The following is an 11,866-nucleotide window of genomic DNA, read 5'->3' on the forward strand; positions in this document are numbered from 1 at the left end:
ATGCATCAGGCGGCGCGAGGCGTGGTGGACTCGCACAGGTGCTCCAGGAACTCCGGGAGCAGTCGGGCGGACATCACCCACAGCTTGCCCTCGCCCAGGTCCGCCAGCGACGCGCGCTCCGCGTACTCCACGCACGCGCCCTCCACGTAGTGGACGAACACCTTGCGGTCGCGCGCGCGGTACCACTCCGCCGCGCGGCCCAGCAGCGCCACGAACGCGTCCTGCACCTCCGGGCGCGCGTCGTCGTCCAGGGGCACCAGGCGCACGCCGTCCAGCACGTTGAAGAGGTTGAGGCCCGGCTGCGCGGACTCGAACACCGCCAGCGCGACGGCGCGGCCCTCGTGACGGGCCACCACCAGCTCCCGCTCGCGGGACAGCCCGGCTTCACCCCAGCCGGTGCGCATGGCGCTCAGGTCGAAGCGCTCCGGCACCAGGTCCAGCGCCTCGCGGTAGGCCTCCGGGCGGGTGGTGGCCACCTGGTGGAAGAAGCGCGCGCGCTCCTCCGCGGTGGGCGCGTCCAGTTGGATGCCGGCCGGCGCGGTCCAGGTGCCGTCCACCTCGCCCTCCATCAGGCGGAAGGGCACCAGGCACGTCTGGCCGGTGTGCGCGTACCAGGTGGCGAAGTCGAACTTGGTGTAGCGCACCCAGCGCACGTTCGCCTCGCAGTAGGCGAAGAACCACTTCACCTCCGGGTCCGCCTGCGTGGGCTCGTAGCCGCGCAGGTAGATGTCGCGCAGCGCTTCGCGCGCGGTGGAGCGGCTGTTGACGGGCTGGTGCCGCGCCAGCTGGTGCGCCATCCAGCTGCCCGCGTAGGGCTTGAGCACGGACAGCGTCGCTTCCACGCCGTCGTCCGCGGGGCGCACCACGCGGTAGCCCAGCCGGGGCTGCTCCTGGAGCTTGTCCTGCGTCTGCTCGAACTGTTCGCGCAGGCTGGTGAACTTCTCCGGCTCCTTGCCCGGCAGGCGGAAGTAGCCGGAGCGCTCGAAGAGCTTCCAGGTGGAGTCGTTCCAGTCGCCCTCCACCTTCGTCGTCGGGTGGGCCTGCGCCTCCACCAGCGCGCGCCACGCCCGGGCCCCTTCCGCGTCCAGCGGACGGACGCACACGCCGCAGCGGCGGCCGTTGGGCGTGCTGGAGATGTTGCGCACCTCCGCGCGCAGGCGCACCGGCGCGTGGCCCTCCAGCGCCACCTCCACCACCGGCAGGCGCAGGCCCGGGTACATCAGGTCCTCGCCGGGCTCGGTGAGGAAGGACAGGCCCTCATAGGAGACGTCCAGCAGGCCGCGGCTGACGTGCACCTGCGGCCAGAGCGGGTGGTCGAAGTCCAGCGTGCAGGACGGGCTCGCCTGCGTGCGGCGCAGCCAGCGGTGGCGGAAGCGCACGATGGACGTGGGCACCGGCATCACCAGCAGCTCACCCTCCACGCGCGCGGCCTCGCCCTGCAGGTGCACCACGCTGCTGTAGCCGAAGGCCTCCACCGTGAAGGGGCCGGGGGGGAGCGCGCCGTGCAGGCGCCAGCCGAACATGTCCTGGAGGGGCTCGAAGAAGGACGCGGTGACCTCCACGCGCTGGCCGTCCTGGGTGCGCAGCACGCCGCGGGCCTGGCGCGAGGCGAGCGCTTCACAGATGCGCGCCACGCGGTCCGCGCGGTCGATCTGCTCACGCCACACCGGCCGCGTCTCCGGCGTGAGCAGCAGGCCGTTGTCACGCAGCGACTCCAGGAGCCCCACGATGCGGCGGCCCGCGTCCAGCGGCGGCGCGACGAAGCGCAGGCTCACCTCCGGCCGCGCGTCGTTGACGCCAATCACCTCCGCGTCCAGCGCGGTGGCCCAGCGTTCGCCCTCACCCACCACCACGGACGCGGCCTGTCCCTTGCGGGGCACGGTGCGTGACTCCAGGTGGAGCGTGAGGTGCTCCAGGGACAGCTGCACCAGACGCCCAGGCGAGAAGTCCGCTCCGAACGACGCCGCCGCGCTCAACTCCGTCCCCACCCGATATCCGAGAAGGGTCTCGCGGCCAGCCGGCGCGTCTTGAGTGTCCGTGTGCATTGGGGGCTCCCTCGATGTCCTACGAGGCATGATCCTACGACGTCCGAAGAAACTGTGCTCTCCCCAGTTACGGGTGACCCGGGGAACTCGGATTCCCACAGAGTGGAGACGATTCACCCTGCTTGCACTCAGACCTTCGGGCCGCATCGGCAAGCAGCCTTCGGATTGTCTTCGAGTCGCTTCTCACGAATGGAGAAATCCTTCCACGGACAGACGCATGGCCTTCCAAGACGGGTGCACGCATGTCCCATCCTCGGGTCGCGCGCTACCCACGAAAAGCGGGTCATCCCCGCACTCAGTGCGCTCCGGGCATGTCGCATGTCAGGTGGTGGGACGTCTCCGGCCTCCGGGGGCGGAGACACGGTGAAACACGTCCGGGATGACTCGCGCCCCTCGGAGCGGTTATCTGGATTCCTCGCCATGCCCCTGTCCACCCTCTGCCTCCACTGCGGCATGTGCTGTGACGGCACCCTCTTCACCCAGGTGCCGCTCCAACCCCATGAGTCGGGGGCGCTGGGCCAACGTGGGTTGCCTCTCACCACCCGAGAAGACGGCGCCGTGGTGCTGCCCCAGCCATGCGCGGCGCTGAACGGCCGGTGTTGCACCGCTTATACGGAGCGTCCGGAGGCCTGCCGCCGCTACCGCTGCCAGCTCCTGAACGCGCTCGCCGAAGGGGAGGTGTCCCTGGACGAGGCGAAGGGGGTGGTGGACGCCGCGCACGCGCGGGTGGAGGCGGTGGCGCGCTCGCTGCCCCCGCCGGAGGACGGCGTGGCGGCGGCTCCGGCTTCGATGATGCGCAGGGCGCGGGCGGAGGCGGCCGCGCTGTCACCGGAGGCCCGCGAGGCGCTGACGCAGGCGGAGGCCTTCCTGGACCGGCACTTCCGGGGGCGCTTCCGCCGCTCGGGGTGAAAGCCGGTGTCCGGTCCGTGGCCGGGCAGCTAGCCTGTCCTCCTCCGAGTGCCCCAAGCCCTGCCCCACCGAGGTCCTGCTCCCGTGAAGACGTCCCTGCTGGCCGTGCTGTCCTCCGCCGTGCTGCTCGCCGCCGCTCCCGCCGGAGCCCAGCCCGGGGCGACGAATGACGCGCCCGTGAAGTCCTCCAGCGTGGACCTGGATGGTGACGGCAAGCCCGAAGCGGTGTCGCTGACGCCGGGCGCCGACGGGAAGTTCACGCTGAAGGTCGGCGCCACCACGCTGCAGGGCAACGCGGCCGGCAACGAGGTGAGCGGCTTCACGGTGGTGGACCTGGACACGGGCGACACGTGGAAGGAGCTGCTCGTGCACTCCGTGGGCGACGTGGACGACGACCACCGCTTCTTCCTCTACGGCTACGACGGCAGGGGCGTGAAGGCGCTGGGTGACGTGCGGGCCCTCACGGAGGCGAAGGGCAACGGCATCGTCCTGGTCGATACGTGGATGGGCTTCTGGCACCGGCGGGAGAAGTACGCGCTGGACCGCAAGGCGTGGAAGCTGAACCGCGTGCCGCAGGAGCTGTACGCGGTGGGCGTGGAGGCCACGGTGAAGAAGTCCTTCCCGCTGGCGCAGGCCCGCACCGGCGCCGCGGTGGTGGCCCACACCGCGCAGGGGTCCAAGGTGCAGGTGCTGGCCGCGAGCGTCCCGGCGAAGGGCGACCGGGACGACGTCTGGTACCTGGTGAAGTCGTCCAGCGGGCTGCTCGGGTGGGTGCGCGGGAAGGCCCTCCTGGAGTCCACGGAGGGCCTGCCGCTGGCGGGCTGAAGCGTCACTCCGCCAGGGAGAACTCCACGCGGCCCAGCTGTTCGTCGGTGGAGACGACCTTGACCTTCACCGGCATGCCCACGGTGAAGGTCCGCGTGGCGCCCACCATGGACAGCTCGCGCGCGTCGGGGCGGTAGGGGCCGCCGGCGAGGCCGTCCGCGGGCACCATGCCCTCCACCCACATGCCATCCAGTTGCGTGACGAGGCCAAAGGGCTTCACGCGCACGATGCGCGCCGGGAACTGCTGCCCGATGCGGGTGGCCATGAAGCGGGCCTCCAGTTCGTGGTGGCGGTCCACCTCCGCGCGGTTGGCGGAGCGGGCGCGCAGGTTGATGTGCTGGGCGAGCAGCTCGACCTCAGGATCCTCGTGCACGAAGTCACGGCGGCCCTGGAGGTACGCCTTGATGAGCCGGTGCACGGCGAGGTCCGCGTACCGGCGGATGGGGGACGTGAAGTGCAGGTACAGGGGGGCGGCCAGGCCGAAGTGCGGGCCGGGCTTCACGGTGTAGTGGGACGGGCCCAGTGAGCGGCGCAGCACGGAGCGCAGCGCGGGCTCCGCCTTCGCGCCGGAGATCTGCCGGTCGAACGCGGCCAGGGCCAGGGGCGTCAGCTGCGCGCCGAAGCCGGCCGCGAACCCCGAGTGCAGCGCGAACGCGTTCACGTCCGCCACGCGCTGCGGGTCGGGCTGTTCGTGCACGCGGAACACGGTGGGCACGCCGCGCGTCATCAGCCACATGGCCATGGCCTCGTTGGCGGCGACCATGAAGCGCTCAATCATCCCGTGCGCGGAGGTGTCCTTCTCCCCGGCGAGGCCGGACACGGCGCCGGTGGCGGTGTCGAAGGTGAAGCGCGCCTCGTCGCGGGACATCACCATGCCGCCCCGGGCCGCGCGGGACACGGCGAGGCGGGCCGCCGCCAGCCGGAACCAGGGCATGGCCTCGCGCACGGACTCCATGGCCGGGGACACGGTGCCATCGTCCAGGAACTCCGCGACCTCGTCGTAGTTCAGCCGGGCCCAGGAGCGGATGAGGCTCTCATAGACGTCCGCGGAGGTGACGCGGCCGTCGGGGTCGATTCGCAGCTCCACGGTGAGGCAGTGGCGCTCCTGGTCGGGCACGAGGCTGAGCCAGTGCGAGGACAGCTCCTCCGGGAGCATGGGGAGCACGCGGCCGGCCAGGTACACGCTGGTGGCGCGGGCGCGGGCCTCCAGGTCCAGGGCGCTGCCCTCCTTCACGGACTCGCCCACGTCCGCGATGGACACGAGCAGGCGCACGGCGCCGTCGGGCCCCGCGGGCAGCACGGAGATGGCGTCGTCGATGTCGCGGGTGGAGGGCGCGTCCACGGTGACGGTGGGGATGGCGCGCAGGTCGCGGCGGGTGCCCAGGGCGTGGGGGACTTCCCGGGCGCGGAGGGCCTCGGCGACGACCTCCTGGGGAAAATCGCGGTGCAGGCCGTGGCGGGCGATGACGCGCTCCAGGGAGCGGTCCGCGCCGGGCTCCAACTTGTAGAGCAGCACGACCTTGCCGTCCGCGATGCGGGCGACGACGGCGTCATTGGCCTGGATGGGGGTGGTGCCCGGGTCCAGGGGCCACTCGGTGTTGGAGACCTCCTTGTCGATGCGCAGGAAGAAGGCGCCCCGGCGCGACACCACCTCGCCGTAGACGACGGTGCGCGAGCGCTCCACGAGCGACAGGCCGGACGCGGTCCACCGGCCTTCGGCGGAGGCCGTCACGGTGGCGGAGACGATGTCGCCCGCGAAGAGGGGGTTCAGGTCCGGGGGCGTGATGAACGCGGACAGCACCTCGGGGGCACCGGGCTTCTGCACGGTGAGGAAGCCGAAACCACGGGGATGCACGTCGACGCGGCCGGTGACGGTGCGCGGGGAGGCGGAGGTGTCCATGTCGGCGCCGTCGTAACCCACCTCCAGGGCACACGGGGAGATCCCGGGATTCTTCTCCTCCGGGTTGCGGTTGCGGCGTTCTCCTGACTCCTCATCCGGCCCATACCCATTGGACGGCTTGCGTTTGCGTCGGATGTGAACATGATTCCTTCTGGCCCGGAGCTGCGCGGCCTTGGAGGCACCTATGACTTCGCCCACCGCCGATGCCCTTCCGCCTCGTGCGTCGGAGCCCGTCGCCGCCAGTGGCGTGTCCCTGGAGCAGGTGCGGAAGCTCGCGCAGCTCATCACCCGGGAGCTGGGTGAGAAGGGCAGCGGACATCCGCTTTTCTCGCTGTTGGGCCCCAACCACGAATCCGTGCCCCTGCCGACGGACGTGCTCACGCTGATGCAGCAACTGCTCGCCATCCTCGCGTCGGGCGATGCGGTGACCGTGGTTCCGGTCCACAAGGAACTCACGACCCAGCAGGCCGCGAACCTGCTCAACGTGTCGCGGCAGTACCTGGTGCAACTGCTCGACGAGGGACGCATCCCCTTCCACCGCACGGGCACCCATCGGCGCGTCTACAGCAAGGACGTCCTCGAATACCGCGCGCGACAAAAGTCCGACCGCCGGGCCCAGCTCGACGCGATGATGCGGGAGAGCCAGGACGCCGGGGGCTACCCCGAACTCGAATGAAGAGGACGCGAGGGCCCCTCATCTCGTGATTCACGCCCCACGGCTCCGTGAGCGGGCCGGACGTCACTGGAAGCCGGGCGGCTTCCCGCTGTCTGTCTTCAACCGCGTGCCTGGGTTCAGCTCAAAGACAAGCCCGAACTGCCACAGGCTGATGCGCTCCAGGAAGAGGATGTTGTAGTAGTCCTGCCCCCGCACGTACCGCGCGAACACCCCGAAACCCGACCCCCACCGGGGATTCGCCGCCGCCTCCACGCTCAGCGTGCTGCGCTGACCCGGTGTCTCCCCGAACGGATGCGACAGCGCCCCTTCCAGCCGGAAGCGGTTCCCGTTCACCGCGCGCTCCCCCACCAGCCCCACCCCCCAGTGCCCATTGCCATACACCGTGCGCTGCTGCGAGCTCATTCCCCCGGGGCCAATCGCCGTATTCAGTTCGTAGAAGGCATTCGCCCCGATGAGCCAGGCGTTCAACTTGTGGGGATCCACCTCGAACCCCAGCCGCCCGTGCACCTCGATGCGCAGCAGGTTCGTGGAGAAGCTCCCCGTCACCTCGTTCAGCGGAAGCTGCCCCTCCGCTGGCGTGCAGTCCGGGTCCTTCCCCGTCTGGTTCGCGAAGAAGCACCCGTCCTCGCCGTTGGAGTGGTGACCCAGGATGACGTTCAACCCCAGCGCCAGCACCCGGGGCTCTCCATCCCGGTCCGGACCATGCAACAGCCGCAGGTGCGCCGCCTGGAGCGTGAACTTCGGCATGTACGACGGCGGCAGGATGGGGTTGCTGTCCGTGTTCAACATCCGCAGCAGGATCTTCGGCGTGAACACCAGGGAGAACAGCGTCTCCCGCCCGTCCTGCTTGAAGTCGCCGTAGCGCAGCTGCGGCAGGAAGAGGTTGGGCGCGAACTGGCCCTCGATGAGCAACGGCGCGGGCGACTCCGGGTCCCCCAGGCGCTGGATGCGGTTGGGCGACGCGAACAGGTAGGTGCGGTCCAGGAAAAGCGGCGTCTGCAGGTCGAACTCCACCTGGAGCCCCTTCGCCCGGGCCTCCCCTGCCCACACCCCCAGCAGCACGCCCAGCAGCACCGCCGCGCCCCGACCTCCTCCCTGGCTCGTCGCCCCGGCCCGCATGCGCACCCCCCCGAACCCTCGGCCGCCCACGCTAGCCAGCCCCCCTCGCCTCCTCCGCCCCTCCCCGCGCACCGCCCCTCCGGTGTCGGACACTTCGCGGAGGCCCTGTCCGCACCCGGACGGAGGCCTCATCCCTGTAAACCCTGGCATCCGCCCAGAAACCGGGGTCCGGGCCTTTCGCGACCCTCCCTCCACGGGTGTAGAGTCAGCCCCCTTCGATGGCTGGGACGACGCTCACGCTCACTCCGGACGGGTTCCGCGGCCGGGTGTTGGGCAAGTACGAGGTGCTCTGCCGCCTGTCCACGGGCGGGATGGCGGAGATTTTCCTCGCGGCCCAGAAGGGCCTCGCCGGCTTTCGCAAGATGGTGGTGTTGAAGCAGATCCTCCCCGACATCCGCGGCGAGGAGGAGTTCGTCCGGATGTTCCTGGACGAGGCCAAGGTGACGGCCGCCTTCAACCACCCCCACATCGCGCACGTCTACGACCTGGACGTGGCGGACGGGGAGCTGTTCCTCGCGATGGAGTTCGTGCCCGGCGCCACCCTGGTGGAGGTGGCCCGCGCCTGCCGCAGCGCCCACGAGCCCATCCCCATGGGCCTGAGCCTGATGGCGGTGCGCGACACTGCGGTGGCGCTCAACTACGCGCACGCCTTCACGGATCCGCTCGGCCAGCCCTCCCCCGTGGTGCACCGGGACGTGGCCGAGAAGAACATCATGGTGACGTACGAAGGCGTCACCAAGCTGCTCGACTTCGGGATCGCCAAGAGCCTGGCCCGCGCGGGCCGCACCGCCGTGGGCATGGTGAAGGGCACCAGCGGCTACATGTCGCCGGAGCAGATCATGGGCGATCCGCTGGACGCCCGCAGCGACCTGTTCAGCCTGGGCGTGGTGCTGCACGAGTGCCTCACCGGCATGCGCCTGTTCTACGCGAAGAGCGCCGACGCGATGATGAACGCGGTGCTGAGCGGAGAGGTGACGCCGCCCTCGCGCGTGAACAAGGAGATTCCCCCGGAGCTGGACGCCATCGTCCTCAAGGCGCTCGCGAAGCGGCGCGAGGACCGCTACGGCACCACGCTGGAGTTCGCCCGCGCCATCGAGCGCGCGGTGGGCCCGCGCATCTGGCACCCGGAGCAGAGCAGCGAATTGATGATGCGCCTGTTCTCCGAGCGCCGTGACCAGACCCGCCTGCTGCTCATGAGCGGTCAGGCGACCGGGAACGGCTCCTCCAGCGAGACGCAGGTGGCGCAGGTGCTGGCCCGGGGCGCGGAGCTGCCCGAGCCCGCCATCCCCGGCCTGCCGCAGGGCGTCTCCACGCCGCCGCGCGCGCCCACGCCCGTGGCCCCGTCGAAGCCGCCCGCGCCGGCCAGGGCTTCACCGCCCACGAGTGCACCGGTCCGTCGCAACACCACGGAAGAGCTCGTCGCGCGCAAGACGGCAGCCGCGCCGACTCCCTCGCGCCGGGTGTCGCCGCCCACGCCGGAGCCGCTCCGCTCGCAGTCCCATGATGCGCTGAGCGGGAAGTCCGACGACTCCGAAGCCGGCGCGCGCACCCAGCCGGCCCTGGCGCCGGTGGTGTTGGATCCGCTCCTGCGCATCACGCCGTCCACCGTGGAGACCTCCCCCGGCTACGTCGAGGGAGAGACGATCCTCACGCCCATGTCCCGCGTGGCCACGCCACCCGCCGAGGACCCCAGGGCCCGAGGCTCCCGCGAGCCTCCCACCTTCGTGACTCCGGAAGAGCCGCGTGCCCGCGCCGGACGCGATGCCGCGAATGGCGCCGAGGACGCACGACCGAAGCCGCCTCGTGAGGCCGTCAACGGATCCGCCGAAGACCCACGCTCACGGCCCTCGCGCGACGCCGCGAGTGGATCCGCCGAAGACAACCGTGCCCGCTCCACACGCGATGCCGCGAACGGATCCGCTGACGACAACCGCTCCCGCTCCGCACGCGATGCCGCGAATGGATCCGCTGACGACAACCGTTCCCGGCCTTCACGCAACGGCTCCGCTGAAGACTCGCGCCCCCGGCCGCCCCGCGACGCGGTGAACAGCGGCGCCGAGGACGCACGGGGCCGTTCCGCACGGGACGCCGCGAGCAGCGCCCCCGAGGACTCCCGACCCCGGCCCCCGCGTGCCTCCACGCAGGACAGCATGCGCGTCACCCTGCCGCACAACGCGATGCCGGCGACGCTCAACGACAACGAAACCTCCATCTCCCGCGCGCCGAACCGGTCCCCGGAAGGAGCGCCGGAGAACACGCCCGCGGTCCGCCGCGCGGCATCGTCCCGTCGCAAGCAGTCCACGCCCCCCACCCGCTCCAACGGGGCGCGCACCGCCGGCCGGACGGCCGACCCCCACGACCTTCCTCCGGATGAGGCCACCCCCCGCCGCGGCCGTGGCGCGCTCATCGCGGCCTGCGTCGTGTTCCTCGCGCTCGCGGGCCTCGGCACCACCGTGGCGCTCGGCTGGGATGGCGGACGGGTCGGCGCGCTGTGGAACTCGGTGCTCGGGCGGAACCCGTCCGGGAAGTCCTCCACAACTTCTCCACCGCCCATCGCGGAGCCAACGCCCCAGGCGCAAGAGCCCGAGCCGACCGAACCGGCCGCCCCACCGCCGACGCCGGAGCCGTCCACCGCCCTCGCCGGCGCCCCGACCGAGCCCTCCGACACGGAGCCCTCCGCCCCCCTGGCCGAAGGCGACAGCCCGGACCTCGTAGCCGCCGACGACGCCCAGGGGGAGAAGAAGAAGCCCACCCCGGCGCGCCGGGTGAAGCGTGACGCTGACGCGACCGCCGCCCCGGTCCGCAAGCCCCGCCCGGCCACCACCGACACCGCTCAGGCCGAGCCCCCGGAGGCCTCCGAAGCCGCCGCACCCCAGGGCTTCCTGACGCTCGTCACCGAACCCTCGGCGCGGGTGTCGCTGGGTGGCCGCTCGCTCGGGGAGACGCCCCTCACCAAGGTCGCCCTCCCGGTAGGCAGGCACACCCTGAAGCTCATGGATGGCACCGGCCGGCCCCTGAAGCTCCTCGTGGAGATCAAACCCGACGACACCACGTCCGTCCGGGTCCCCCTGGAGATGCTGGCCAATCCCTGACAGGGGCGCCCCCGAGGCGTCCCGTCACGGGCATGCAATCACCCGCCGGCTCCCGCGTACCTGGGGCATCCCGCCGGGATGTGCTCCTGCGTCCCGCGCCACGTCTGTCTGGAGCCGACCATGAGGATCGCCCCGCTGTCCGTGCTCGTCGCCTGCTGCCTCTCCACCGCCGCCTGTACCGCCCACGCGGAGGACGCCAAGACCCCTCCCAGCCAGGGCACCGGTGAGACGCGCCAGGTGGAGGACTTCCACGGCGTCTCCGTGGGCCACGGCATGCACGCCCAGGTGAAGGTGGGCCCCAAGTCCGTCCGCCTGGAAGGCCCCGCCGAGTCCCTGTCCCGCATCCGGCTGGTCGTGGAGGACGGCATCCTCACCACGCGGATCGAGCGCAAGGGGCTCTGGGGTGGCCTGAACGGCCGGGTGCGCCTCATCGTGTCCTCACCCCGCGTCGAACAGGTGGAGGCCAGCGGCGGCAGCCACATGGAGGCCGAAGCCACCGCGGCGGACGAGTTCGAGGCCGAGGCCAGCGGCGGCGCAGAAATCACCGTGCGCGGCGTGGACGCGAAGAAGGTGGACGCGGAGGCCAGCGGCGGCGCCCAGGTGACGCTCATCGGCCGCGCGGAGCATGTGGACGCCGAGGTCAGCGGCGGCTCCCAGCTCCATGCCCGCGAGCTCCAGGGCGTGAAGAGCCTGGACGTGGACGCGAGCGGCGGCGCCATCGTGGAGGCGGATGCCCCCAGCAGCGTCTCCGGCGAGGCGTCCGGCGGCAGCGTCATCAGCCTGTCCGTGCGCCCCCAGAACTCCAAGCTCGAAGTCAGCGGCGGCTCCCGCATCGACTCCAAGCGCTGAAGCAGCCCAGGCAGGCGCCCCTCCCCTCCCAGGGAGGAAAGGTTACCCGGGCCCCGGGGAATCCCCGGGGCCCGGACAGGCCCCCCACGAAGCGACGAAGCCGCCGCGCACCGGACCTCCAAGGTCATCCGGGCGACCGCACTCCTTCCACGCGACCCCGACCACACGGGGGTGTTGCCAGGCAGGCGCGTGGGCACCGTGGACCACGCCCGGGTTCACCGAGCGCTTCACAATCCCCAAGATATCGGGAGTCCGTCCCAATCCCAAACACCCTCCGTGTCTTTCACCGCACCTGGAGCCCCGGCCCCTGACTCCGTGGATGCTCGCCATCCCGGACTGTCCGTGGAAGCGCGGACATCCCGGCGGCACCCCTCCCGGACGCATGCAGCAGGTCGGGTCCATCCAGCGCGTTTGAAAAAGTCCGCATGGATGGGACTGCGAGTGGAATGGG

General features: G+C 71.4%; 8 protein-coding genes. 5 read left to right on the plus strand and 3 right to left on the minus strand.

Annotated elements, in window-relative coordinates; translation table 11 throughout:
- Positions 1-5: 5 nt before the first annotated feature.
- Positions 6-2,045, minus strand: a complete 2,040-nt coding sequence (locus tag OV207_RS00415; RefSeq protein WP_267551582.1) for a PilZ domain-containing protein — start codon at positions 2,043-2,045, stop codon at positions 6-8.
- A gap of 420 nt (positions 2,046-2,465) precedes the next feature.
- Here OV207_RS00415 and OV207_RS00420 point away from each other — a divergent pair, with 420 nt between their 5' ends.
- Together OV207_RS00420 and OV207_RS00425 are read left to right on the plus strand one after the other, a co-directional pair.
- Positions 2,466-2,954, plus strand: a complete 489-nt coding sequence (locus OV207_RS00420; RefSeq protein WP_267551583.1) for a YkgJ family cysteine cluster protein — start codon at positions 2,466-2,468, stop codon at positions 2,952-2,954.
- An 84-nt stretch (positions 2,955-3,038) separates the two neighbouring features.
- On the plus strand, positions 3,039-3,779 hold the full coding sequence (locus OV207_RS00425; protein ID WP_267551585.1) for an SH3 domain-containing protein: 741 nt from the start codon (positions 3,039-3,041) through the stop codon (positions 3,777-3,779).
- Positions 3,780-3,783: 4 nt separating this feature from the next.
- Here the strand turns inward: OV207_RS00425 and OV207_RS00430 are convergent, their stop codons facing one another.
- Positions 3,784-5,679 carry a ribonuclease R family protein gene (locus OV207_RS00430; protein WP_267551587.1) on the minus strand — a complete coding sequence of 632 codons (1,896 nt, stop codon included), beginning with the start codon at positions 5,677-5,679 and terminating at the stop codon, positions 3,784-3,786.
- A 184-nt stretch (positions 5,680-5,863) separates the two neighbouring features.
- Between OV207_RS00430 and OV207_RS00435 the strand changes: the two genes are divergently transcribed.
- On the plus strand, positions 5,864-6,355 hold the full coding sequence (locus OV207_RS00435) for a helix-turn-helix domain-containing protein (protein ID WP_267551588.1): 492 nt from the start codon (positions 5,864-5,866) through the stop codon (positions 6,353-6,355).
- 63 nt (positions 6,356-6,418) lie between these two features.
- Here the strand turns inward: OV207_RS00435 and OV207_RS00440 are convergent, their stop codons facing one another.
- Positions 6,419-7,474, minus strand: coding sequence for a hypothetical protein (locus tag OV207_RS00440; protein WP_267552756.1), 1,056 nt, complete (start codon positions 7,472-7,474; stop codon positions 6,419-6,421).
- Between the two features lie 218 nt (positions 7,475-7,692).
- Between OV207_RS00440 and OV207_RS00445 the strand changes: the two genes are divergently transcribed.
- Both OV207_RS00445 and OV207_RS00450 read left to right on the plus strand, forming a co-directional pair.
- A complete protein-coding gene (locus OV207_RS00445) occupies positions 7,693-10,566 on the plus strand; it encodes a serine/threonine-protein kinase (protein ID WP_267551590.1) in 2,874 nt (957 codons plus the stop codon).
- A gap of 120 nt (positions 10,567-10,686) precedes the next feature.
- Positions 10,687-11,415 (plus strand): head GIN domain-containing protein, encoded by a 729-nt coding sequence (locus OV207_RS00450; RefSeq protein ID WP_267551592.1) that lies wholly within the window; start codon positions 10,687-10,689, stop codon positions 11,413-11,415.
- Positions 11,416-11,866: the final 451 nt, after the last annotated feature.

The organism is Corallococcus sp. BB11-1, from assembly GCF_026626625.1.
Lineage (GTDB): Bacteria > Myxococcota > Myxococcia > Myxococcales > Myxococcaceae > Corallococcus > Corallococcus soli.

What these genes read in the sequence shown, in the direction of transcription:
- OV207_RS00415 (WP_267551582.1), bottom strand. Translation starts at nt 2,045, where the DNA reads ATGCACACGGACACTCAAGACGCGCCGGCTGGCCGCGAGACCCTTCTC.
- OV207_RS00420 (WP_267551583.1), top strand. Translation starts at nt 2,466, where the DNA reads ATGCCCCTGTCCACCCTCTGCCTCCACTGCGGCATGTGCTGTGACGGC.
- OV207_RS00430 (WP_267551587.1), bottom strand. Translation starts at nt 5,679, where the DNA reads ATGGACACCTCCGCCTCCCCGCGCACCGTCACCGGCCGCGTCGACGTG.
- OV207_RS00435 (WP_267551588.1), top strand. Translation starts at nt 5,864, where the DNA reads ATGACTTCGCCCACCGCCGATGCCCTTCCGCCTCGTGCGTCGGAGCCC.
- OV207_RS00440 (WP_267552756.1), bottom strand. Translation starts at nt 7,474, where the DNA reads ATGCGGGCCGGGGCGACGAGCCAGGGAGGAGGTCGGGGCGCGGCGGTG.
- OV207_RS00445 (WP_267551590.1), top strand. Translation starts at nt 7,693, where the DNA reads ATGGCTGGGACGACGCTCACGCTCACTCCGGACGGGTTCCGCGGCCGG.
- OV207_RS00450 (WP_267551592.1), top strand. Translation starts at nt 10,687, where the DNA reads ATGAGGATCGCCCCGCTGTCCGTGCTCGTCGCCTGCTGCCTCTCCACC.